This is a genomic window from Enterococcus sp. DIV2371, assembly GCF_050498525.1.
In the GTDB taxonomy this organism is placed as follows: Bacteria; Bacillota; Bacilli; order Lactobacillales; family Enterococcaceae; genus Enterococcus_B; species Enterococcus_B mangumiae.
In genome coordinates this window covers 2,982,586-3,009,433 of the sequence record NZ_JBIPAJ010000001.1, presented here as the reverse complement: position 1 = coordinate 3,009,433, position 26,848 = coordinate 2,982,586, and the positions used below count along the sequence as shown (strand labels likewise).

Sequence of the window (26,848 nt, the reverse complement as noted above, 5' to 3'; positions counted from 1 at the left end):
AGAATATATAATAGTAATTAAATACGGAGGATAGTATATGCAAAAGGAATTAGTAGGACGAAAAGAACGCAGACGTCTGGAACAAGCAAAGCGTTACCGTAAAGTGAAGCGAAGTGCGGCAATCGTCGGAACCGCAATGGTTGGCTGTTCAGCAGTAGCACCAGTACTACAATCAGTAGCTGTAAACGCTGATGAAACGCCAATTCAAATGAATTCACGTATCAATACCGCAGCATTTATCACAGAAATTGCCACATTTGCACAACCTATCGCTAATGCGAATGATCTATACGCTTCAGTGATGATCGCACAAGCAGTCGTTGAAAGTGGTTGGGGAGGCAGTACATTATCACGTGCGCCGTATCATAATTTATTTGGGATCAAAGGAAGCTACCAAGGACAAACTGTTTATATGGATACGCTTGAATTCTTGAATAACCAATGGGTGACGAAAAAAGAACCATTCCGTCGTTATCCTTCTTTCGCAGAGTCTTTTAGTGACAATGCCTATGTACTTAGAAATACTTCATTTGGTAATGGCTACTACTATGCGGGCGCTTGGAAGAGCAATACACGTTCTTATACGGATGCAACTGCCTACTTAACAGGACGTTATGCGACGGACCCAAGCTATGCAACAAAATTAAACAATTTGATCATGACGTATGGTTTGACGAAATATGATACACCAGCAACTGGAAACGCAGGCGGTGGAGCGACTACTGGCGGCGGCAATACGATCAATCCAGGGAATACAGGAAGTACGAACACAGGAAACACGAACACTGGAAGTACCAACACAGGAAGTACTGGTGGAAGTACAAGTACTGGTTCAACGACGTACACAGTCAAATCTGGTGATTCAGTTTGGGGCATCTCAAATGCACACGGCATCTCAATGGCACAATTGATCGAATGGAATAATATCCAAAATAATTTTATTTATCCAGGACAAAAATTGACGATCAAAGGCGGAACAGCTGGCGGATCTTCCACAACAAATTCAGGAAACAATACGACTTCAGCAGGTAGCAGTTCTGCTGGAACGACAACAAACAATTCATCTGGTACACGTTATACAGTCAAAGCAGGTGACTCTGTTTGGGGCATCTCAAATGCGCATGGTATCTCAATGGCGCAATTGATCCAATGGAACAATATCAAGAATAATTTTGTTTATCCAGGCCAAAGCTTGATCGTTTCAAATGGTGGGGCTTCTGTAAACACACCTTCGACACCAAGTACAACACCGTCAACGCCGTCAACACCAAGTACAGGTACTCCAGCTTCTGGTGCAAGATATACGGTCAAAGCAGGGGATTCTGTCTGGGGCGTTTCCCATGCACATGGTATCTCAATGGCACAGTTGATCCAATGGAACAACATCAAGGATAACTTTATTTATCCAGGTCAGCAGTTGGTCGTTTCAAACGGCGGTTCTTCAAGTACTGCTTCAACGAATACAACAACTTCAACACCTGCTAACAACACAACTACATCAAATACAGCAAGCCAAGGCTCAGGGACTTATACGGTCAAAGCTGGAGAATCTGTGTGGAGTGTAGCCAATAAAAACGGTATTTCGATGAACCAATTGATCGAATGGAACAATATCAAAAACAACTTTATCTATCCAGGTCAAAAACTGATCGTAAAAGGTGGCAGTACAGCGACACCAGCGGCTACGCCGACGACAACACCGACAGCGACACCAAGTACACCAAATACGTCAGCAACGACAAACACATCAACGTCTGGTGATACGATCTATACAGTTAAAGCCGGTGAATCTGTGTGGGGTGTAGCCAATAAACATGGAATCACGATGGATCAATTGATCGAATGGAACAACATCAAAAACAATTTCATTTATCCAGGTCAAAAAGTGATCGTGAAAAAAGGCAATACAACAGTAGTGCCTACTTCTAATGAGGGCAAACGTTATACGGTCAAAGCGGGAGAATCCGTTTGGGGCGTGGCAGATAGCCATGGTATCACAATGGCACAATTGATCGAATGGAATAACATCCAAAATAACTTCATCTACCCAGGTCAAAGCTTGATCGTTGCAAAATAATCGCTTCAACTGAAATAATAGTTGAAGGATTCGCTAATATTTGTTACTATGAAGCTACTAAAAATTTAGTTGTTCAACGTTTGAAAAGGAAGTAGTAAAAAGTCGAAAGTTATAGAGAGCACATGGTTGGTGAAAATGTGTACGGACGCTTTTGAACTCGCCTTTGAGTTGCACCTGCTGAACGATTTTTTCCAGTAAGCAGAGGCGGTGACGACCGTTACAACGTTCAAGGTCTTGTTTAGCAAGGCAAAATTAGGTGGTACCACGTAGATTACGTCCTATAAAAAGAGCAATCTTTTTATAGGATTTTTTTGTTTTTTCGTGGGCAGCGACTACAGGATAGGTCACTACATCAAAACAGGAGGTTCAAGATGAGCTATAATCACAAGGAAATCGAAAAGAAATGGCAAAAATATTGGGCAAAAAACAATACTTTCAATACGCATGATGAACCGGATAAACCAAAATTCTATGCGTTGGATATGTTCCCGTATCCATCAGGACAAGGACTGCACGTCGGACATCCAGAAGGGTATACCGCGACAGATATCCTTGCTCGTTTCAAACGTAGCCAAGGCTTCAACGTGCTACATCCAATGGGGTGGGATGCATTTGGTCTACCTGCAGAACAGTATGCGTTAGATACAGGAAATGACCCAGCGGAATTTACGCAAAAAAATATCGAAACGTTCCGTCGCCAAATCAATTCACTTGGTTTTAGTTACGATTGGAACCGTGAAGTAAATACGACAGATCCAGAATACTACAAGTGGACACAATGGATCTTTACTAAATTATACGAAAAAGGGTTAGCCTATGAAGCGGAAGTAGCCGTGAACTGGGTACCTGAACTAGGTACAGTGATCTCAAACGAAGAAGTGATCGACGGTAAAAGTGAACGTGGAGGCTATGATGTCATCCGCAAACCAATGCGTCAATGGATGCTGAAAATCACCGCTTATGCGGATCGTTTGATCGATGATCTAGAATCTGTTGATTGGCCTGAAAGCATCAAAGAAATGCAACGCAACTGGATCGGTCGTTCAGTAGGAGCGAACGTGACGTTCAAAGTGGCTGGAACTGACAAAGAGTATACAGTCTTTACGACACGTCCGGATACGTTATTCGGGGCAACTTACTCGGTACTTGCGCCAGAACTCGACTTGGTTCGTGAAATCACGACCCCTGAACAAAAAGAAGCAGTCGAAGCTTACATCGCTGAAACAGCGAAAAAATCAGATCTTAAACGGACAGACCTTGCCAAAGAAAAAACAGGCGTCTTCACAGGAGCTTATGCGATCAACCCTGTAAATGGCAAAGAAATCCCTATCTGGATCGCTGACTATGTGTTAGCTTCTTATGGAACAGGCGCGATCATGGCAGTACCGGCACATGATGAACGTGATTATGAGTTTGCAAAAACGTTTGATCTAGAAATCTTACCAGTCATCGAAGGTGGCGATATTTCAACAGCTGCCTACACAGAAGATGGCGCGCATATCAATTCTGACTTCTTGAACGGACTGAACAAAAAAGAAGCAATCGATGCGATGAATCAATGGTTGGAAGAACAAGGTGTTGGGAAAAAAGAAGTCAGCTATCGCCTGCGTGACTGGTTATTCTCTCGTCAACGTTATTGGGGTGAACCAATCCCGATCATCCATTGGGAAGACGGCACAGTAACGACTGTACCTGAAGAAGAGCTGCCACTACGTTTGCCAAAAACAAGCAACATCCAACCAAGTGGTACAGGAGAATCACCATTAGCAAACATTGATGAGTGGGTCAATGTCGTTGATCCAGAAACAGGCAAAAAAGGTCGTCGTGAAACGAATACGATGCCACAGTGGGCAGGAAGCTCATGGTATTACCTACGCTATATCGATCCACACAATAAAAAAGAATTAGCCAACTATGAAAAACTAGAACGTTGGTTACCAGTCGATATTTATATCGGTGGCGCAGAACATGCTGTACTTCATTTATTGTATGCACGCTTCTGGCATAAATTCCTTTATGATATCGGTGTCGTACCAACGAAAGAGCCTTTTGAAAAATTATTCAATCAAGGTATGATCCTTGGAGAAAACAACGAAAAAATGTCTAAATCTCGTGGCAATGTCGTCAATCCTGACGATGTCGTAGAATCTTATGGCGCAGATACGTTACGTCTATACGAAATGTTCATGGGGCCACTAGATGCGTCAATTGCCTGGAGTGAAAACGGCTTAGAAGGCAGTCGTAAATTCTTAGACCGTGTTTGGCGTTTGATCGTGGACGAAAACAATAAAATGCGTGATCGTATCACGACACTTAATGACGGTAAACTTGATAAAGTGTACCATCAAACAGTCAAAAAAGTGACAGAGGATTACGAACATCTACACTTCAATACAGCAATCTCACAACTGATGGTCTTTGTCAATGAAGCATACAAAGTCGATGCTTTACCGTATGAATATATCGAAGGCTTCGTGCAATTACTTGCACCGATCGCTCCTCATATCGGTGAAGAACTATGGGCAATCTTAGGCAATGAACAAGATCTTTCTTATGCCCCATGGCCAACTTATGATGAAGCTGCTTTGATCGAAGACGAAGTAGAAGTAGTTTTCCAAATCAATGGGAAAGTTCGCGCAAAAGCCAGTGTGGCACGTGACTTATCAAAAGAAGAATTAGAAAAAACAGCAATGGCTGATGAGAACATCAAAGAACAACTCGAAGGAAAAACAATCAGAAAAGTTATCGTTGTTCCGAATAAATTAGTCAATATCGTTGCTAATTAATTATCGTTTGTTCAAATAAAAGAATAAAATAAATCGTCACCTCCTTGGGAAGTTCACATGAATTTCCTAAGGAGGTGACTTTTTTTAGAAATTCCCACACAAAGGAAATTTCGGTTGATGAGAATCATCCCTTGCCTATAAATGTGTGATATTGTTATAACTCAGTAAAAACAATGGTTGAAAGTAGTTGATTACAAGATGTATTTATTGTTGGAAGTGTTTTTTTACCTTTCTGACGGTAAAAAAAGATTTTATTACGATTAGAGAATTGTGGATAATTTTAACAGGAACGTTACATTTAGATAGTATTTGTATTGTTTTTTTAAAAGCTTTTTCTAATCAATTTGTAGCGATCCAACGAACATAATTCACCTGAATACATCGCTTATCTCTAATAGGAAACATCAACCGAGATTTTTCGATCAAGCACATAGCGTTACCTTTTTACATAGTTTTACCATTTGATCCCACAGATCGATGTATTCAGAAGATGTAAATATTTATTTTGAAACTAAGAGAGGGGGACAGAAGTTTTGAAAGCAAGAAATATACGAGTCATTGCGGCTTCATTCCTATTATTCCAACATGCACTGATGCCGCCGGTAGTCTATGCGATAGAAAATGAAATGGCAGACACTACTGAGCAGGTGGAAGAACAACCGGAAAGTTACATAACAGAAGCTGAACCAGAGACCGAAGTAGAACCACCGCTCGTCCAAGAAGAAACACCACAAGAAGAACCAGTTGAACCAAGTAGCCCTGAAACCCCAGGAATCGTGGAGGAAGCACCAGGTGTCGAGGAAGAACAACCTGTTGTACCAGAAGAATTACCAGAGGAATCTACAGAGATCTCCGAATTACCACCGCTTGATGAAAATCCTTTGTCAAACCATTTAGGACGCTTGCACTTAACGCCGTCAAATGTCGAACAATTGACCAATCATGGGAGGATTTCTTACTTAGAAGGTGTGTTGCAAAATGCGATCAATCGAAACATCACTTTAGCGAATACAGTGAATGCAACCGCCACTTTTTCTGTGACGGTACCGACGCATTCAATGGTTCAAAGGGTGAATGGAAGTAACGGTTGGATTTCATCCATCGTGACAGACAGCCCAGCCGGTATGCCAGATGAATTTTATACACAAATGTATTATGGCAACCATTCGACTCATAGAAATACATATACTTTGTCGGGTATTTCTTCGAATCGGTCAGATGTCACTGTCTCAGGAAATGTCACAATCAATTCAAATTTCACTGCAACGATCAATTTTACTGTAAGAAGGGTCCAGACGAGTAATTCGACAGCACCAGTTATTGTCCGTGCCAATGTTGGCTTGGGTACGACCGGCGTTGCGACACAGTTTACTCATATCGCGACACCAAGGCGCGTGATGGATCTTAGTTACAATACTGGGACGATCGGCACCTTAGCCATTGATGATGGTCGCTCCTCTGCGGTAATTGGAAGAGACATAACGCTTCAAGCACAACGAGCACCTATCACGATGAGTGAAGAGGAGATTCGTTCATGGTTTACACGCTTACCGGATGATCCTGATAACTATGAATACAGTGTCGCTTCCCCTGCAGAAGGTTGGCGACCGGATACAACAGGAAACATGGTGGTCACATTAAGAAATAAAACCACCTCAGTGACGGAAACACATACGACGAATTATCGGGTGATTGATACCCAAGCGCCAATAGCAAGGGTCTTTATAAATAGAATCACGAATGTACAAGCTCGAAGATCTGGAGGGTCTGCCGCTATTGATCGAGCAAACCTTCTCCTAGCGGTTAGTGAACTGAATGACAACTGGACGTTGCCAGATGATATAAAAATCACTTTCAACGATGTTATGGGTCGTCCTATGCCCTCTTTTACAGGAATCGCACCTAGCACAGAGATCCACAGCGGACGTCTGAATTTTGAAGATGAGTCAGGAAATAGCAGTCAAGCTATTATTCCTCCTGGCGATGGGGGGAGTGGTACCCTGGCCAGATATCGTGTTGTCGATACCCAAGCGCCTACCGCTAATTTTAGCAATGCTGTGGTAGATTTGGCTGCCCGTCGATCGGGTAACCCCTCACGAAATGAGCTGATGCCGTTTTTAAATGGCAATCCTGAGGACAATTGGTCGTTGCCAGCAAATATTCAATTACAGCTAGTCAATAGTGATGGCTCAACCCTTAATCTTAGTGAGATCGCTCCGTCGACTGATGTTCAAACAGGCTATCTTCGACTTCAAGATGCCGCAGGGAATCGTTCCTCTTTACAAGAAGTCCGATTTAGAGTGTTTGATAACGAGGCGCCTACTGCGAATGTCAGGACAGATGTCGTAGGATTGGAAGCAAGAAGAGAAGGGGAGCTAAGTGACGAAGAGCTTTTATCTTTCTTCACTGGAGGACCGTGGGATAATTGGTCGTTGCCAGAAAATATCAATGTCGAAGTGTTGGATAGTGCGAATGAAAAACTGACGATCACCAATCGACCACCGTCAACGACGGAACATTCGGTGACGATTCGTTTGACCGATGAGGCAGGGAATACAAGAGAGTATTCGGCACGATACCGAGTAGTTGATACCCAAGCACCAACGGCTACTTTTAATGAAGAGATCATCGACTTTTCGACTCATGCTTCAAACTCGTTTTCACGGGACGATTTGTTACGATTCTTGACAGGTGATCCAAGCGATAACTGGTCTTTACCACCAGATATCAACATTGAATTAGTCGATGAGAATGAGGATGAATTTAATCTGAACGACTTAGACTTTGCAGAACATACTGGCTATCTTTACTTAGAAGATGAAGCTGGAAATCGTTCAAATGGTCAAGAAGTCAAATTCCTCGCAGGAGACAATGAAGGGCCAACAGGAAATGTCGTTACGACACCGGTCGATTTTCAAGCACGTCGAGTGAATGAGTTGACGAGAGAAGACTTGTTGCGATTCTTTACAGAAGATCCACTGGATAATGTGACCGCCTCAGATCAAATCGAACTTTCTTTACGAAATAGTTTAGGAGGCGTTGTAAGTATCGTCAATGTCGCACCGTCAGATACCGTATACGATGCGAATGTACGATTACAAGACACCCGAGGTAACCGGACAGAATATCCAGTCAATTATCGAGTGATCGATACGGAAGCACCAACAGGAGCAGTCAGAACAGCTTGGACAGTCTTTCAGGCAAACCGTAGGGAGAATTTAAGTGAAGCTGATTTACGTAGATTGTTTAGCCGATTAGAAGATAACTGGACAGAATCAGCAAACATTCGTTTACAAACGGATTTTAATTTTACGATTTATGCGCCTAATGGTCCCAATGCATTCTATCCTGCAAATGTAACCGCAACAGATGAACTCGGGAATAGTCGCAGATTTTCAAACGCAATGATTCGAATCGTCGATACCTTGCCACCGACTGCAACATTCAAGGATGAAGTGATCGACTTTTCGAGCCATACATCAAACACCTTCTCACGAGCTGATCTATTACGATTTTTCAATGGAACGCCTGATGACAATTGGACGTTACCACAAAATATCAAGATTGAGTTAGAAGATGAGAATGGGAACGAATTTGCCTTAGATGATATTGAATTCAAAGAGTACACTGGGTACATTCGTTTAACAGATGAACATGGGAATCAGACTGATTTACAAGAAGTCCGTTTCCTCGCAGGTGATAACGAAGGACCGACAGGAAATGTCGTTACGACACCGGTCGATTTCCAAGCACGTCGAGTGGACGAGTTGACGAGAGCGGATTTGTTGCGATTCTTCACAGAAGATCCACTGGATAATGTGACCGCCTCAGATCAAATCGAACTTTCTTTGCGAAATAGCTTAGGGGACGTTGTAAGTATCGTCAATGTGGCACCTTCAACGACTGTTTATGATGCGAATGTTCGTTTACAAGATGCTCGAGGAAATCAGACGGAGTATCCAGTCAATTATCGTGTCATTGATACCCAAGCACCGACTGGAAATGCTCGAGGGACATGGACAGTTTTTGAAGCAACTCGTGAACGAGACTTTACACAAGCAGAATTGCGTTCATTGATCAGCAATTTGGCGGATAATTGGACAGAGCTAGCCAACATTCAATTAGAAAATCATCGCAACTTATATAACTTATCGCCGAGCAGCTCCAATAGCTTTCATCCTGTGGATATCACAGCAACAGATGAGGCGGGAAATTCACGAAGAATCGCTAATGCAATGGTACGTGTCGTTGATACGACAGCGCCTACCGGTACACTCAAAGATCCGCTTGTATTCACGAAAGGACAAACAGCGCCAGCACCACGTGACTTTTTGGATGGGGAGCCGACAGATAATTGGACCTTAACACAGAATATTCAAGTCACAGTCGCATATGAAAACAATGTATCATTTGCAGATTTAGAAGTAGGAACATATGGTGTGACAGTCACATTAAGAGATCAAGCCGGTAATACCCAAACATTGAACAGCCAAGTCACGATTTTAGAAGACACATCCGAATACATCGATGTGACGATCCCGATGAATGTTTCATTTGCTCAAAGCAAAGAAAGCCAAGGAATCGTGTCACCGACGTATCAAATACAAAACAATGCGGAACGACCAGTGACTGTTTCGGTCACTTCTATGGTCAGTCAAGCAAATACTGGAAGATTGACGGAGATCGATCTAGGTTTGAAGAATAATCTGAATGATCAACAAGTGATGTTGATCTCCTCAGGACAAAATCTCAACAACCGCAGAGAACTAGGAACGATCGAAGGACGTCATACTTCATTCTCCTTCTCGCTATTTGGCAACGTTGGTGAGAACTTTGATTTTGGAAGTTTAGATGATCCATTACATCCAATCTACAGTATGCGTTGGAATTTCAACGCACAGTAATAATAAAAATAGGACGGAAACGTTCAACTTCAAGTGAAAACCACTATCCACGAAAATTGTTTCAATTTTTGTGGATAGTGGTTTTTTTGCTTTTATTCGTTTTGATTTCAAAATAGTTACCGAGAAAGGTATCGTGTTGAGACAAAAATTTCTATAAACTGAAATTTTGTTTCAGTCAAAAGGCTTCATCCATTTATAGTAGAAGCTAGAAAAACGGCTATCTATAGCAAACAGGGATACGACGTTGCAATCCATACGGTAAAAGAAGGCGTAAAAATCCAGATTATTGTTCAATCTATCGCTGAATGCTCAATTGTTTTACCACTCTAAAGGGAGAAAAAGATTTTTTTACACGAATAAAATCGTGGATAATTCTAATGTGGAATGTGCGTTATTTTTTGGATGTTTTGAGAATGAGAAAGAGGGCAACTTAGAAAAGCAATTACATAGCCAATCTTTTGATCGTCGAAGGATGAATTTTGCAAAATATCTATCCTGAACATGCGTATTGGATCTAATTTTTTCGATCAAGCACATAGTTCTTTTACTCATACATAATCTTTACTTTTGATCAAAAAATGTACGCAGTCAGTTTTTTTTATGCACATTCTAACAAAAGAGAGAGGAGGACAGGATTTTTGAAAGCAAAAAAAATACGAGTTCTAGCTGCTTCATTTCTATTGTTCCAACATACCTTGTTGCCATCGACAGTATTTGCGATAGAAAATGAGCCGATTGCCAGTACGGAAATCATAGAAGAGCAGCCAGAAAGCTATTTGTCTGAAGAACAACCAGAAAACATCGTGGAAGAACCGATCATTCAAGAAGGAGTGGAACAAGAAGTCTCAGCTGAATCAGCCCCTCCTGAAACAGCTGAAGTCGTGGAGGAAGCCCCCACGGTAGAGGAAGAAATCCCTGTGGTAGAAGAAGCCACCCCTGTTGTAACGGATGAAGTACCAACAGAGGTGTCAGAAGTACCGCTTATTGATGAAAATCCTTTGGCGAATTCTTTACGAGCTTGGAATGAAACGCCTGAAAATCTCACGCAATTGACCAACCATGGTAGGAGTTCCTATTTAGAAAGTGTATTGCAAAATGCGATCAACCGAAAAATCACTTTAGGTACAGCCGTTAATTCAACGACAACTTTTTCCGTAAATGTACCAACACATTCAATGGTGGAACGTGTCAATGGGAGCAACGGCTGGATTTCCTCGATCGTAACAGATAGTCCAGCTGGGATGCCGGATGAATTTTATACACAGATGTATTATGGAAATCATTCAATCCACAACAATACGTACTCATTGTCGAATATTTCTTCGAATCGCTCCGATATCACTATCTCAGGAACTGTCACGACCAGTTCCTATTCTGCCACAATCAATATAACTGTCAAAAGAGTCGCAACGAGTAATTCAACCGCACCAGTCGAGGTTCGTGGGAACGTTACGTTAGGTGCGACAGGGGTTGCGACACAATATACGAACATTGCAACGCCACGAAAGTTGACGAATCGTACGTATACGAATGAAAAAATCGGTACACTTGAAATTGATGATGGTCGTTCCTCTGCTGTGATTGGGAATAATATTCCAATCCAAGCGCAACGTGCACCTGTCACTATGCCGGAGGCAGAAATTCGTACGTGGTTCCAAAAGTTACCTGATGATCCAAATAATTATGAGTATTCTGTTGCTTCACCAGCTGAAGGCTGGCGACCAGACACTCGTGGGTATATGGATGTTATTTTGAGAAACAAAACGACAGGAGTGACAGAGACACATACGACGAATTATCGTGTGCTGGATACAATAGCGCTAACTGGGACAGTTAAATCAGGGTTCGTTGGTCTTTTTAATGAGCTAATGTCTGTGCCGTCCCGTTCGGATCTTCTTCAATTTCTGAGTGATGACCTGAATGATAATTGGACATTACCAGATGATATCAAAATCCAATTAGTGGATAGTAGAGGGTGGACGATCTATTTATATGCTTTAGATCCATTGCTTACTCACACAGGGTATATTCGCTTAGAAGATGAAGTTGGGAATCGGGCAAACTTACAAGAAGTTAAATTCCAGTTAAGAGATGATCAAGGGCCGACAGCCAATGTCACGACTACACCAGTCGATTTTGAAGCAACCAGAGTGGACGATTTGACGAAAGAGGACATCATGAGGTTCTTTATTGATGGTCCAGTAGATATTCATACGCCAGCGGATAAAATCGATATTTCTTTATTAGACAGTGCTGGAAATACCGTAAGTATCAAAAATGTTGCACCGTCAACAACTACGATCCATGATGCCACGATTCGTCTAAAGGATGAAGCAAACAATCAGACCGACTACGCGGTGAAATATCGAGTCGTTGATACCCAAGCACCAACCGCTACTTTTAAAAATGAAGTGATTGATTTTTCAACCCATACTTCAGCTACTTTCTCACGAACAGATTTATTACGATTTTTAACTGGTGATCCTGCTGACAATTGGACATTGCCAGCAAACATCAACATTCAATTGGTCGATGAGAATGACAATGAATTTAATTTAAGTAACATGGAATTTAAAGAACACACCGGCTATATTCGTTTAGAAGACGAAGCAGGAAATCGCTCCTCGTTACAAGAAGTCAGATTCCTTGCTGGCGATACGGAAGGTCCAACTGGTAATGTCGTGACGACACCAGTCGATTTCCAAGCACGCAGAAAAGAGGAGTTGACGAGAGAGGACTTATTGAAGTTCTTTACCGAAGATCCACTGGATAATGTGACCGCACCGGATCAAATCGATCTTTCTTTGCGAAACAATGCTGGAGATATCGTGAGTATTGTCAATGTCGCACCGTCTGATACCGTGTATGATGCAAAGGTTCGTTTACAAGACCAAGCAAATAACCAGACGGAATATTCCGTGAGTTATCGAGTGATTGATACGGAAGCACCTACAGGGGCAGTTAAGACAGTTTGGACGGTCTTTGAAGCAAATCGTAAAGAAGATTTGAGTGAAGACGATTTGCGCAAGTTATTTAGTCAATTGGAAGATAATTGGACAGAGACAGCTAATATTCGTTTACGAATGAATCTTAATTTTACCATTCATCCACCTAATGGATATAATGAATACTATCCTGCAAATGTGACTGCGACAGATGAACTCGGAAATAATCGAACGTTCTCAAATGCAATGATTCGAATCGTCGATACCTTACCACCGACTGCATCATTCAAAGATGAAGTGATCGACTTTTCAACTCATTCATCCAATACGTTCTCACGAGCTGATTTATTACAATTTTTCAATGGAACGCCTGACGATAACTGGACGTTACCAGAAAATATCAAAATTGACTTAGAAGATGAGAATGGTAATGAATTTGCCTTAGATGACATGGAATTCAAAGAGTACACTGGCTATATTCGTTTAACAGATGAGCATGGGAATCAGACGAATTTACAAGAAGTTCGATTCCTCGCAGGCGATAATGAAGGTCCAACAGGAAATGTCGTTACAACGCCAGTTGATTTCCAAGCACGCAGAAAAGATGAGTTGACGAGAGCTGATTTGTTACGCTTCTTTACTGAAGATCCGCTGGATAATGTGACCGCCTCGGATCAAATCGATCTTTCCTTGCGAAACAATGCAGGCGATATCGTGAGTATCGTCAATGTCGCACCTTCAACGACTGTGTATGATGCAAAGGTACGATTGCAAGATGCTCGAGGGAATCAGACGGAGTATCCGGTCAATTATCGAGTGATCGATACGGAAGCTCCGACTGGTACAGCAAGAAATCCATGGACAACGTTTGAAGCTACTCGTGAACGAGATTTCACACAAGCCGAATTACGTTCGTTGATTGACGGTTTAGCGGATAATTGGACAGAGTTAGAAAATATTCAACTAGAAAATGAACGGCAGTTGTTCAATTTAGAGCCGAATGGAGTTAACGAGTATCATCATGTGAATATCAATGCAACAGATGAAGCTGGAAATGTGGCGAGAATCACTGGTGGAATGGTTCATATCGTTGATACCACAGCACCTGATGGAACACTTAAAGATCCACTCGTCTTCACGAAAGGTCAAGAAGAGCCAGCTCCTCGTGATTTTTTAGATGGGGAACCGACCGACAATTGGACCTTTTCGCCGAACATTCAAGTTGCAGTAGCCTATGAAAACAATGTCGCCTTCGCAGATTTAGAAGTAGGAACATATGGCGTGACAGTCACCTTGACGGACCAAGCGGGCAATAGCCGAACGCTGAATAGTCAAGTCACGATCTTAGAAGATACGTCCGAGTACATCGACGTGACGATCCCAATGAATGTATCATTTGCAGAAAGCAAAGAAAGCAAAGGAATCGTGTCACCGACGTATCAAATCCAAAACAATGCGGAACGCCCAGTGAAAGTCTCTGTCAGTTCCATGATCAGTCAAGCAGATACGGATGAATTAACGGAGATCGATCTAGGGATGAAGAACAATCTAAATGATCAGGAAGTGATGCTGATCACCGACGGGAAAAATCTCAATAACCGTAGAGAATTAGGAACGGTTGAAGGCCATAGTACTTCGTTCTCCTTCTCATTATTTGGCTCTGTTGGCGAAGATTTTGATTTTGAAAGCTTGGATGATACATTGAATCCAGTCTACAGTATGCGTTGGAATTTCAATGCACAGTAATTGCGAAGTAAAAAACTGCTATTCACAAACAGTAGAATGAGGTAAAGTAACTTCAGAGAATAAGTCGTCAACCACAAAAATCATTCGATTTTTTGGCTGATGGCTTATTTTTTATGTAACATACGATTCAATATATTTTCTTCTCGAAAATATAATTGATCATGTGTTTCGTCTAACTTTAATTGCAAATAACAGAAATTTTATTTCAGATAGAGTGTCTCAATGTTGCGTCATTTTAGTTGTTGAAAAAAGCCTTTCCGTAGCGATTTCCAATCTAACGTAATGAGCTGTTTGGTAAAAAAAGGCGTAAATCCTTTGTTTATCGTTTGAATTATGAGTACTATCCATTTATTTAACCTTTCTAAAGAGAAAAAAAGATTTTTTTGAACGGATAAAATCATAGATAATGATAATGTAGAATGGTTGTTATTTTTAAGTACTTTGAAGGAAGAAAGAGTATTGATTGAAATACTCTTTCAATCATAGAGGGGAGATTTTTTCAAAATATCTGTACTGAATCTGCGTACTTTATATCTGCAAGAGTGTTGAGCAGATTTTTTGATCAAAGCGATCGTTTTTACTTCCTTACATAGTTTGATCGATTGATCTGAAAAAAATGCGTAGCCAGTATGTTTTAACGTCCATTCTAACAAACAAGAGAGGGTGAAAGAATTTATGAAAACGAAAAAAATCCGATTTTTTGCAGCTTCATTCCTATTATTCCAAAGTGTCCTATTGCCATCTAACGTCTTTGCAGTAGAAAATGAGGTGACAACCAACATTGGAATAATAGAAAAGCAGACAGAAAGTCATGCAACAGGAGAAATATCCGAATTAGTGAAGAACACCTTAAATCTAGAGATAGGAAAAACAATTTTATCAGAAGAAAATCAAAATCAATTAAATTTACAAGAAATGAACGCCCAGACAAGAGACGACCAAGGGCCTACAGCTAATGTGACGACATCACCAGTAGAATTTCAAGCGACCAGAGTGAGTGATTTGACAAAAGAGGATCTTATGAGATTCTTTATCGATGGGCCCGTGGATGACAACACACCAACGGATCAAATCGATATTTCGTTACTGAATAGTGATGGTAGTGCGGTAAGCATTAAAAATACCGCACCGTCAACAATGACGTATGACAGAATTCTTCGTTTACGAGATGAGGCAAATAATTATACGGACTACCCTGTGAAATATCAAGTGGTTGATACTCAAGCACCGTGGGCGAACATTAAAGAAGAAGTCATCGATTTTTCGACCCTCACGGCAAACACCTTCTCACGTAAAGATTTATTGCGTTTTATAATTGGTGATCCTCAAGACAATTGGACGTTATATCCATATATCGACTTTGAACTAACCGATGAAAATGGCAATGCATTTAATTTGCATGAATTACCGTTCATCGAGCATACGGGCTATCTTCGCTTGGAAGACGAAAAAGGGAATAAATCTGAAGCTTATGAAGTTAAGTTCCTTGCTGGAGACAAAGAGGGCCCGATTGTCAATATCGTGACAGCACCAGTCGATTTTCAAGCACGTCGAGTAAATGAGTTGGAAAGAGAGGATCTATCACGCTTCTTAGCGAGTGAGCCATTAGATAATGTGACGGCACCACATGAAATTAAACTTTCCTTACACGATCATCTGGGAGCTGCGTTAAGTATCGTCAATGTTGCGCCTTCAGTCACCGTATACGATGCGCATCTTCGCTTACAAGACAAAGTAGGAAATCAGACGGACTATCCGGTAAGATATCTTGTGATTGATACGGAAGCACCGACAGCCCGTTTCAAAAATGAAACGATTGATTTTTCAACCCACACGTCAAATACATTTTCACGAAGCGATTTGTTGCGCTTCTTAGCAGATGATCCTGAAGACAATTGGAGCTTGTCAGAAAAGATCAATATCGAATTAGTAGATGAAAATGGCAATGAATTTGAATTAAATGACTTGGAAGTTCGAGAATATACTGGCTACCTTTCTTTAGAAGATGAAGAAGGCAATCGCTCGGATGCCCAAGAGGTCAAGTTCCTTGTAGGTAATGATTAGGAACTGAATAGCAATATGCTATACGTTTGAATTTCAACAGACAAATATCGAAAAGAAGTTGCACAATTGTGTGACTTCTTTTTTTTGTACATAAATAGATAACTATTTTCCTAAGCGATACGGAAAAATCTATTTTGATAAGAAAGCGATTTCATTTTATAGTGAAGCTAAGGAATCCAATCAAAAAATCAGAGGAGTGATCGTAATGAAAAAAGCATTGATTATTTGTGCCGCAGGAATGTCTTCTTCGATGATGGCATCAAAAACAACAGAATATTTTAAAGGAAAAGGGGAAGAAGTATTTGTTGATGCGGTTTCTGCAACAGAAGGAGACAATCAAATCAAAACAAGTGATTTTGATTTATTCTTGATCAGCCCCCAAACCACGATGTACTTAGATAAATTTGTTAAACTAGGAAACACAGTAGGGAAACCGGTCGTTAGTATACCTTTCCAAGCGTATGTTCCTATCCCTACAGGTATCCAAAAGTTAGCTGAGCTGATCGAGGAAAATATATAGACGAATAGGGGAAGATATTAATGAAACAAACAGAAAAAGAGTTATTGCGGCAATTGATTGATCATCAAGGAGAATATCTTACAAGCCAGTACCTCGCTTCTGAATTATTATTATCTGACCGTACGATTCGCAACTATTTGAAAACATTGAATGAAGTCATCGAAAAAAATGGGGGCAAACTTATTGCAAAACAAGGGCAAGGCTATCAATTAGAAGTCGTCAACAAGCTTGCTTTTGCGCTATTTTTAAAGCAACGAGAAGTCACTGTTGAATATGGTGATCAGGTGACCGAGTTTTACGATTCAGAAGACCGAAAAAAGTATATTTTAAATAAACTCCTTCTGGAAGATCGTGCCATCGTGATCGATGACTTGGCAGAAGAGTTATATATCAGTCGTTCGAGTTTAGTGAATGACATCCAAGAAATCAAAGAGAAACTAGCAGATTATTCGTTGAAGGTGGTTTCTAAGCACAAACAAGGGATGTGGATCGAGGGCCAAGAACAAGACAAGCGCCATGTGATCATGGATACGTTCTTTGGGAATAAATATACGAATTCTTTAAAAGAATACCTCGGCAACAGCCAGTTTTTTCAAGAAATCAATTTTGAAGAATTAGTGATCATCATCTTGGATGAAATCCGTGAGTCTAAATTAAAAGTGTCCGATTTTGTGATCCAAAATTTAGCGTTACATTTAGCCTTGGCAATCAAGCGAATGCGTGCTGGGTTTGAGATCCAAGTACCTGAAATCACGGGAAAAGAGATCCATGAAACGGAGTATCAAGCAGCTACGAATATTACGAAACGGATCGAGCTTGTAATGAAGGTTCGTTTTCCTAAAGATGAGATTGCCTATCTAGCGTTACACTTGATGGCAAAGTCAAATCAAAACAGTAAGCGAGAGAATCAGGAACTAGTGACAGAACTAATGACCGTTCTTAATGAATTGGCACAGGTTTTGGGTCAGTCATTAGTAGAAGATTATCAATTTAGAAACGGTTTATTGAATCATTTAGAACCGATGTTGGTACGTTTAGAGCGAGGAATCGCTTTGGAAAATCCGTTAACAAAGGAAATCAAGAAAGAAGATCCGGAAGCTTTTGAATTGACGAAACAGTATTTCAGTCGAATGCCTTCCTTACATCAATATGAAATCAATGAGGATGAGTGGGCCTATTTAGCACTTCATTTAATGGCAGCAATTGAAAAAAATAAGGTGGATTGTAAACTACAGGCATTGATCATCTGTGCGACAGGTTACGGTAGTGCGCAACTGTTAAAAAATCGCGTGTTGAGTGAATTTGGAAAAAATATTGCAGTGACGCAAGTGAAGGGCTATTACGAAATCAATGAAGAAGCATTAGAAAATGTGGATTTGATCATTTCTTCCATTGATTTATCAACAATGTTTTTCAAAGTACCTGTCCTTCATGTCAGTGTTTTCTTGAACGAACAAGATGTTCAAACGATTCGGAAAGTGATCGAGGAATATCGACCAAGTTGTTTGGTGAAAACACGAGAATCCGTATCACTGAGGGAAGAAAAAATCGCATTTTATGAAGATCAGATTTCTTGTGACTGGTTTAAAGTCTATACTTCCGCGCCAACAAAAGAAGGTGTGATTGCTGACTTATTAGCACTTTTACAAGAAGGTGAAACGGAAAATTATACGTCTGAGATGTATCACCAAATCGAACGTCGTGAGAAAATGGGCCAGATCGTTTTCAGTGAACAAGTGGTTGTCCCACATCCAGCGATCCCAGTTGGTGCGACTGCCAAAATTGCCGTCGGCGTTATACCTGATGGGATGACGTGGGACGAACAAGAGGCGATTCATTTTGTCTTTCTCGTTTCTCCTTCTTGTATTGAAAATGAAGGCATCACTGTGGTGACAAAGGCGATCGTTAAATTTATTGATCGCTTAGACTTGCAAGAGCTGATTTTAGCGGAACCAACGTTTGAAAATTTTAATCAACAATTTATGAAAATGATTTACTAAGGAGGAGTCCTGATGACGGAGAAAATGACGAGTGAAGAGCTCCAAGTGACCGCTTTTGATATTATTTTTCACAGTGGCAATGCCCGAACATTGATCCACGAGGCATTTGCTTTGTTACGAGCAGAAAGTTTTACAGAAGCCGCAGATAAGCTAGACGAAGCAAATCAGGAAATTTTAGAAGCCCATAAATCACAAACGCATTTATTGAAAGAATATGCGAGTGGTCAAAAGATTGAAATGGAGATTATTATGGTCCATGCACAAGATCATCTGATGACGACGATGACTTTATTGGAAGTAGCCAAAGAAATGAGTTATTTGTATCAAAAATAAAAGAAGAACGGAGGTGGGAAAATGAGTGAGGCTGAGAAAAAACAACGTGAGTTAGAGAAAAAAGCGTTTAGCTTGAAAGTCTTGTACTTTAATCGTTACTTGATCATCCGCTACTTGACGGCTGGTTTCTTTTTTACCAATCTGTATTGGTTGGTCTCTTTATTACTTGCAAGCAGTATTCTGTTTTGGCTACCATTAGGGCTATTATTCTTTCTTTTACCAGTTGTCGCAGAACAAGTAGCACTTTATCGTACACACAAAAATAACGCTTCGGTTACTAGAAATTATTTTCGATTGCAAGCGGTGATCAATGTGTTTCTAGCATTAGCTGTCTTTACGCCTGTTTATTCTGAATTATTTCCTTTTATGGCACAAGGTTCGAGTGGACAAGCATTGATCCTTTTTGTCATTGTAAGCGGTCTACTGATCTGTCTGTTTTGTCAGCAACGCTTGAATAAGATCCATGCGAATACTGATCGTCACTATCAACGAATCAAAGAGTATGAACGTGTAGTACATTTTGGAAAGGGGAGTAAGTAAATGTTTGATTTTCTACAGAAATATTTGATGGGACCGATGGGGAAAGTGGCACAATTCAAGATCGTACGTGCAGTAATGGCTGCGGGGATGGCGTCGATTCCCTTTACGATCGTAGGTTCAATGTTTTTAGTTTTAAATATTTTGCCGTTACCATTTCCGTTTTTAGAAGGATTTTTCAATGCTACCTTCTTCAAAGTCAGTGATTTGTACATGATCGTCAACACAATGACGATGGGGATACTATCCATTTATTTTGCTATTGTATTTGCTTATGAATTAACTTCGATCGAAAGAGATGAACAAGGATTGAACGTCAATCCACTAACAGGTGCGCTATTATCTGTTTTTGCTTTCTTCATGTGTATTCCTGAGTTGATCATTTCAGATGGAAAAATCAGCTTGATCTCTAGCATGACAGATACAGAAACAGTGGTCAGTGGTGTACGTATGGGGGCATTTGTCGAACGTCTAGGGACTTCAGGTATTTTTACCGCAATCATCATGTCCTACATCGCAGTTGAATTGTACTGTCTATGTGTCAAACGAAACTTCGTCATTAAAATGCCAGATGTAGTCCCTCCTGGGGTTTCACGTTCGTTTACCGCATTGATCCCAACGTTTGTGATTGCTTTTGTGGTCATGATTGTCAATGGAACCTTAGTCGCTTTAGGCACAGATATCTTCAAAATGATTGCGATTCCTTTTGGCTTTGTAACAAATTTGACGAATACGTGGATCGGGATCATGGTCATTTATTTCTTGATCCATGCGTTATGGATCGTGGGGATTCATGGGGCAAACATCATCACCTCCTTCTTGACACCGATCGTGTTAGCCAATATGGCAGCAAATGCTCAAGGCGCCAACTATCCACTAGCCGGTGAGTTCAATAACTCTTACGTAACAGTCGGTGGATCTGGGGCAACATTAGGCTTGATCATTTTTATCGCTTTCATGGCAAAATCGGACCAATTAAAAGTGTTAGGGAAAGCATCATTAGTCCCAGGGATCTTTAATATCAATGAACCAATCATTTTCGGTATGCCGATCGTTTATAACCCTTACTTGGCAGTGCCATTTTTCTTAGCACCAATGGCATCGGCATCGTTAGCCTATTTTGCCATCAAATTAGAAATCGTTCGTCCGATGTTAGCGCAAATGCCATGGCCTTCACCAGTGGGGATCGGTGCATTTGTCGGTAGTGGTGGTGACTGGAAAGCGGCTGTCTTAGCTGTCTTGTGTGCGATTCTTGGCTTCATCATCTGGTTACCATTCATCAAGTTTTATGACAATAAATTATTAACTGAAGAAAAAGAAAAAGCCGCAGAATTAGCACGAGAAGGTTCATTGGCTTAATTCTAGACTAATAAACTCAGTGACCATTCGTGGAGAAGGGTGTCACTGAGTTTTTTTGTGATGTGTTATGAAAGATAAGCGGAGTATATATGTTAAATAACGAGAAAATATGGAGCGTTTAGAAAAAACAACCTTGTGTACTGTTAGAGTAGATGTTCATAGCTTCGGCATAAATACAAAGTAATAAATGACTTGATACAGAGGGGACAAGGGTAAATGGAAGAAAAAAGAGTATTACTTTACGGGATGGAACAGTATCGAAGTGCGTTTTTCAGTGCAGTTGTTGAAGGAAAATTTGAATGGCTTCTCACTGAGAGACCAAATACAGGTGAACTCTATCGATATGTAATTGATAGTTATAATGTAACATTGAACAGATTGATCCGTACTTCTCTCGAAAAACTGACCTCATTAGAAGCTTGGCAAAATTTTTCTAAGGAATGGCCGAACTACTTGATGAAAGAATCAAAAACGCTTCTTTTATGGGATGAATATTATCAAAGCATGGAAAAAAATCCTAAAAATCAGTTGCTCTCCATTTTTAAAGAAGCGATGAAAGCACCAAAATTGCTAAGAGATGGGTGTGTTATTTGTTACAAAAATGAAGAAAATAAAATGATTAATGTATGGGGTGTCATAAAAAGAGGGTGTAAAAATGGTATCGATATGGCTAAAGATCATCCACATGTGTATATATATTTTATCTTAGATGGCATCGATATGCGTGCGGTATTCAGTAAAGCGAGAGCAAAAAAATATGATGGGAAACATACGAACAGGGAGCTACGAGCGCTTTTTCGAAAGTGGGCAGATCTGAAAGATAAAGTCATATTTATTGAAGAAAATAAAGAAGTAGCAGCGCCATGGATCAAAGGGAAATACGTCAGATTATGGAAAAAATACAATAAGCAAAGAATAAATCGGTTGCTTGCCAAGAAGGCGAATGAAGGGAAATCCAATGAGTTGCAGAATTCGAGTGGAGAGTCACAAGCGAAGCTGGCACCAAACCAGCCCGATATCTCACCGATTTTGATTGAAGAGTCACAAGCGAAGCTGAGACCAAACCAGCCCGATGTCTCACCGATTTTGAGTGAAGAGCCACAAGCGAAGCTGAAACCAAACCAAACGGATGTCTTACCGATTTTGAGTGAAGAGCCACAAGAGAAACGAAAACCAAACCAGCCCGATGTCTTACCGATCTCAAGTAAAAATCAACAAGCAAACCTAAAAACATTTCAGTCGATTTGTTCGTTTTCAAAGCAACAAGCGGAAAAGAGCAAACCAAAAAGAAAGAAAATCTTTAGAGGACACTGTATATGTCTTTAGATAGATACGTCTAAGAAAGTGCTTAAAAAGTAAATAAATCAAGTGAAACTGAGAATCAACTGTTATCTGGCATAACGTTGAGCCTCGGTTTTTTTGTATATTTTAGTGAATGAGATAGAAACAGAGGAAGAAACTTGATTTCTTGGTAACTTTTTTAATGACAAATGATCTTTTAAAAAACATGATTTAGTCCGTAGAAAAAGAACAAACGGGTGAGAGCCTTTTCCTGTCTTACTACGCAAGGATACAAGCTATTATAACTTTATATTTGAAATATTTAATCATAATTTTTTCTAAATTCCATTGACAAAAGACACGTTTTACATACCGGAGTGCAAAAGTTGATTTAACCATTCAGAATCAAACATGTTAAATTATCCTTATTCTAAGCAATAAATAAAGAATATTCTTTTTGTCTTTTAAGTTGAAAAGTGAAGCACGTTCAAAGTAGCTAAATGTTTTCACTGATCAATGGATACGAAGAATGTTTTTTTATATAGACAAGAAAGGAAGTGTCAGAACGATCATCTTGCTTCACATAAAGAAAAAAGGAGTTAACTATGAATAAAAAAATGAGTAAAAAAGCAACTGGCTTATTGTTGGTCAGTCAGTTGACCTTATCGATGATGCCGATTACTGCATTAGCAACAGAAGAACATGAACCGGTTTCACCAGAAGTGGCAGAATTGATTCAATCCAATGATTTATTATCTGATTTACCATCTGCTGAAATCGTTGATCCGGATGAAACAAATCAGCCCGACAACGTAGAAGAGGAGCAACTTGTTCCAGAAAGTGAAGAATCACCAGAAGAGCTTGTCGATCCTGTAGAAGCGGAAGAACAAGCGGAGACAGAAGAGCTTCAAGATTCAGAGCCAGAAATCGCTGAAAATCACGAAACAGAAGTCGATGAGTCTGAAGAAATAGAAGCAGCTGAGGCTCATTTAGCAAGAAATGTAGTCCAAGTATCTACGAATGCACAATTAAGAACGGCGTTAGCTAATGCGAATGTCACGCAAATCCATTTAGCGAATTCAATCACTATGTCTAGCAGTGTGACATGGACAGGGACAACGAAATCGATTGAAGGAAATGGTCATACTTTGACCTTTGCAAACAATGTTCGCCTATATGGAAATACTGTGAATCAAGGATTGAGTATCAGCAACGTGCGCATCGTGTCTCGCGCGACGGATACGATTTATCAAAATCGAACATCAAGTGTGTCCTTTACCAACGTGATTCATGAAAATAGTCACGCAACGGGACGTTTATTGTATTTAAATGGCAATAATTCCTCTGTGAATTTTTTAGGACAAAATCAAATCAATGCGGGTTCACTGATTTGGGCGAATGCAAATAGCCGAGTGAATGTGGATACTGGCGCATCTGTCCATGCCAACAATAATGGGACTGCTCGTGCGATCCATCTTACTAATGGTGGACAAATCAACTTGGCGTCTAACAGTTTGCTCGACGTGTCACAAAATAATTCAGGAAATAAAGTGAAAGCGGTATTGATTGAAGGAAGTAGTTCTCGAGTAGCGATTGCTTCTGGGGCGACATTTAAAATCTCTAGTGCACCAAATACGCAGAAAACACAAGAAGCATTAGGATTAAGAGGATCATTGCACGTTTCGTCTGGTGGAACGTTAGATGTTGTTGGTCGAAGTACTTTTTCTGCCATTAATTTGGGACAATCAAGCACTTTTGAAGAAGGGTCCAATGTTCGCATCCAAAACAATCATAGAAATGGTAGCGCCATCGGTTCTTATCCAGGAACGACAAATTACACGATCCGTTCTTCTAGAGGAATACAAACTTGGGCAAGGGGAGCGAATTTTTCAGGTGATCCAACCTTTAATTATCAGGAGTTCAACCAAGGCTCGTTTTCAGTGAACAGCTATCTTATAAAGCAAATCACTTCTCAGATCCAATCAAATGACGCAAGATTCAATGCGACATTCAATAGTGGAAGAGTTGGGAAAATCGTCACAGGAAACTTTGTTGCTGGCGCAACGATCCAGCAAACAACGATTGATGAATTGACCACAGCCTCTACTCAGATCACTGGACAAGCAGAACCGAATGCTAGCTTGACCATCACGATCGAAGGGCAACCAACATTGACTGGTCGTGTAGGAAGTGATGGCACGTATCAAGTGACTATTCCTGCCAATGTGGCTTTATCAGTCGGCACTAAGGTCAGTGTGACAGCAACTATCAATGGGCTTACTTCTGTAGCAGAAACGATCGTGGGAGATAGTGAAAAAGCCACGCTTGCAGAAACGACGATCTCAGACTTGAATACAGACTCAACGAGCGTCACAGGTACAGCTGAACCGAATGCGGAGATCATTATTAGCGCAGGGGAAATCACTTTAGCTACTGGACGTGTGGGAAGTGATGGGATTTATGCGTTGACGATTGAAAGGCAGGAAGCAGGAACAGTTGTTACGGCACAAGCCACATTGGATGGTGTTTCTTCGAATATTGCAGAAACGATCGTAGTCAGAGCAACGATCGCAGCTACGACATTGAATGAAGTAACAACGACTTCAACGACTGTGACGGGGACAGCCGAACCAAATGCACAAATCGAAATCAAGGTGGATGGTGACGTTATCGCAACAGGAACAGTTGATAACGACGGGGAGTTTGAACTAGAAATCGACCCTCAGCCTTTGGGCACAGTGATCCTTGCACAAGCAAGTATTGATGGACTGACATCGAATATCGCTTCAACAGTGGTCGTGATTGATCCAGCAAGCACGGAAGGAACGATCACACCAAATAAATATAACGTTTCTTCGGGTAATCTTTTCCTGACTGGTGGTTATACCGGTCATGTGGTTTCTGCTCGTGTCCATATCAATGGAGTATCTGTCCGTGGGGGGACATTTGCTGATGGGAAATTTGAATTTTTTGTCGGTAATCGCATTCAATCGGTGGATGACGTTGTAGAAATCGAAGCATTGGATCAAAACGGCAGAGTCTTAGATCGACAAAGAGTCGAATTAGAAAGAGATTTAGCTGGGACGATCACACCTGCGCAGTATCGGGTAGGAGAAGCAACGATTACTGGAAGCTTTACTGGCGATGTGAACTTAGCTCGATTGATCATCAATGGAACGTCTACGAATGTGTGGGGCGGAACATTCAACCCAGATGGGACATTCTCTTTCTTCGTAGGGAATCTCAATATCAAAGCAGAAGACAAAGTAGAGATCCAAGCGTTGAATCGACAAGTCAGCGGAAATAGCGAAGCCATCGAAGTATTAGATGTGAAAGAAGTACCAGTGATCGCCCAATTGAGAGGAACACTGACACCGAATCGCTATCGACCGACGGAAACAACAATTACTGGAACGTTCAGTGGCGACATCAATTTTGCCAATCTATTGATTGATGGGGAATCAGTAGGCAACTGGGGCGGCACGTTTGATCAAGAGGCCGGGACGTTTGAATTTTTTGTCCACGCTCGTTATAGAGATCGGGTGAGAGAGGCTGCAAAAGTGGAAATCAAAACCTTCCACCGAGAAAGAACGAATGGACAAACAGTCGATCATCGTCTTGTCCGCCAGCCAGTCGAGGTAGTCAGAGGTGCGGGAACGATTACACCGGAGCCATTTAAAGTAACAGAAAATCTCATCACTGGGTCATTTACTGGGGATATCAATTTAGCTAATTTGATCATTGACGGTCAGTCCGTTTCATGGGGCGGTACCTTCAACACATCGACAAAAACGTTCACGTACTTTGTCAATCAAACGGTTCGTCATATGATACGTGATGCTGAAAAAGTAGAGTTGGTCGGTTACCAACAGAAAATCATCAATGGTCGTCCAGTCGAAACAGAATTAGACCGCAGTATTCTGTCGATCAACCGAGAATTTACCGGCACGATCACCCCTGACGACTACAGATTGGGAAGTCGAGTTATCACAGGGACTTATACGGGAGAAGATATCAATTTTGGTCGTTTGGATATTGATGGATTGACACTTTGGGTCAGTGCATTTGCTGATGGGAAATTTACAGCTTACCTGAATGCTACTCAGGCAAGCAGTATCACCAAAGAAAGTAAAGTGACGATTTATGGCGTCCATCGATTCCGAAATCAAAGTACAGAGATCATTGCAAAAGCAAACGTAACGATCGTCGAATAAACATTCGATTTTTGGAAGAAATGAAGGGGACCTTGTATTTCAATCCATGCAAGGGACCCTTTCACTATAGAAAGCGAGAGAT

General features: G+C 40.8%; 12 protein-coding genes and 1 other annotated feature. All 12 genes read left to right on the top strand.

Annotation, left to right across the window (positions count from 1 at the left end):
• The first annotated feature begins 37 nt into the window (after positions 1–37).
• The 12 genes from IGL24_RS14085 (at position 38) to IGL24_RS14030 (ending at position 26,766) form a co-directional block, all read left to right on the top strand.
• Positions 38–2,077, top strand: a complete 2,040-nt coding sequence (locus tag IGL24_RS14085; protein ID WP_207699337.1) for a muramidase family protein — start codon at positions 38–40, stop codon at positions 2,075–2,077.
• 70 nt (positions 2,078–2,147) lie between these two features.
• Positions 2,148–2,361 (top strand) — a binding site (T-box leader).
• Positions 2,362–2,448: 87 nt separating this feature from the next.
• Positions 2,449–4,863, top strand: a complete 2,415-nt coding sequence (gene leuS / locus IGL24_RS14080) for a leucine--tRNA ligase (RefSeq protein WP_207699336.1) — start codon at positions 2,449–2,451, stop codon at positions 4,861–4,863.
• Between the two features lie 533 nt (positions 4,864–5,396).
• On the top strand, positions 5,397–9,767 hold the full coding sequence (locus IGL24_RS14075; protein WP_207699335.1) for a hypothetical protein: 4,371 nt from the start codon (positions 5,397–5,399) through the stop codon (positions 9,765–9,767).
• A gap of 638 nt (positions 9,768–10,405) precedes the next feature.
• Positions 10,406–14,458 (top strand): Ig-like domain repeat protein, encoded by a 4,053-nt coding sequence (locus IGL24_RS14070; RefSeq protein ID WP_207699334.1) that lies wholly within the window; start codon positions 10,406–10,408, stop codon positions 14,456–14,458.
• 675 nt (positions 14,459–15,133) lie between these two features.
• Positions 15,134–16,522 carry a hypothetical protein gene (locus tag IGL24_RS14065; protein ID WP_207699333.1) on the top strand — a complete coding sequence of 463 codons (1,389 nt, stop codon included), beginning with the start codon at positions 15,134–15,136 and terminating at the stop codon, positions 16,520–16,522.
• 205 nt (positions 16,523–16,727) lie between these two features.
• Positions 16,728–17,042, top strand: a complete 315-nt coding sequence (locus IGL24_RS14060) for a PTS cellobiose transporter subunit IIB (RefSeq protein WP_206853948.1) — start codon at positions 16,728–16,730, stop codon at positions 17,040–17,042.
• 20 nt (positions 17,043–17,062) lie between these two features.
• On the top strand, positions 17,063–19,042 hold the full coding sequence (locus IGL24_RS14055) for a BglG family transcription antiterminator (protein ID WP_207699332.1): 1,980 nt from the start codon (positions 17,063–17,065) through the stop codon (positions 19,040–19,042).
• Positions 19,043–19,054: 12 nt separating this feature from the next.
• Positions 19,055–19,375: a PTS cellobiose transporter subunit IIA gene (locus IGL24_RS14050; RefSeq protein ID WP_206853942.1), complete on the top strand. Its 321-nt coding sequence runs from the start codon at positions 19,055–19,057 to the stop codon at positions 19,373–19,375.
• 21 nt (positions 19,376–19,396) lie between these two features.
• Positions 19,397–19,915 carry a hypothetical protein gene (locus tag IGL24_RS14045; protein ID WP_206853939.1) on the top strand — a complete coding sequence of 173 codons (519 nt, stop codon included), beginning with the start codon at positions 19,397–19,399 and terminating at the stop codon, positions 19,913–19,915.
• Positions 19,916–21,271, top strand: coding sequence for a PTS cellobiose transporter subunit IIC (celB, locus tag IGL24_RS14040; protein ID WP_206853936.1), 1,356 nt, complete (start codon positions 19,916–19,918; stop codon positions 21,269–21,271).
• Positions 21,272–21,487: 216 nt separating this feature from the next.
• Complete coding sequence (locus IGL24_RS14035) at positions 21,488–22,597, top strand: hypothetical protein (protein WP_207699331.1); 1,110 nt, start codon at positions 21,488–21,490, stop codon at positions 22,595–22,597.
• Between the two features lie 560 nt (positions 22,598–23,157).
• Positions 23,158–26,766, top strand: coding sequence for an immunoglobulin-like domain-containing protein (locus IGL24_RS14030; protein ID WP_207699330.1), 3,609 nt, complete (start codon positions 23,158–23,160; stop codon positions 26,764–26,766).
• Positions 26,767–26,848 lie beyond the last annotated feature (82 nt).

Excerpts from the sequence above, each read along its gene's own strand:
- IGL24_RS14085 (WP_207699337.1), top strand. The coding sequence starts at position 38 with ATGCAAAAGGAATTAGTAGGACGAAAAGAACGCAGACGTCTGGAACAA.
- leuS (WP_207699336.1), top strand. The coding sequence starts at position 2,449 with ATGAGCTATAATCACAAGGAAATCGAAAAGAAATGGCAAAAATATTGG.
- IGL24_RS14065 (WP_207699333.1), top strand. The coding sequence starts at position 15,134 with ATGAAAACGAAAAAAATCCGATTTTTTGCAGCTTCATTCCTATTATTC.
- IGL24_RS14060 (WP_206853948.1), top strand. The coding sequence starts at position 16,728 with ATGAAAAAAGCATTGATTATTTGTGCCGCAGGAATGTCTTCTTCGATG.
- IGL24_RS14055 (WP_207699332.1), top strand. The coding sequence starts at position 17,063 with ATGAAACAAACAGAAAAAGAGTTATTGCGGCAATTGATTGATCATCAA.
- IGL24_RS14050 (WP_206853942.1), top strand. The coding sequence starts at position 19,055 with ATGACGGAGAAAATGACGAGTGAAGAGCTCCAAGTGACCGCTTTTGAT.
- IGL24_RS14045 (WP_206853939.1), top strand. The coding sequence starts at position 19,397 with ATGAGTGAGGCTGAGAAAAAACAACGTGAGTTAGAGAAAAAAGCGTTT.
- celB (WP_206853936.1), top strand. The coding sequence starts at position 19,916 with ATGTTTGATTTTCTACAGAAATATTTGATGGGACCGATGGGGAAAGTG.
- IGL24_RS14035 (WP_207699331.1), top strand. The coding sequence starts at position 21,488 with ATGGAAGAAAAAAGAGTATTACTTTACGGGATGGAACAGTATCGAAGT.
- IGL24_RS14030 (WP_207699330.1), top strand. The coding sequence starts at position 23,158 with ATGAATAAAAAAATGAGTAAAAAAGCAACTGGCTTATTGTTGGTCAGT.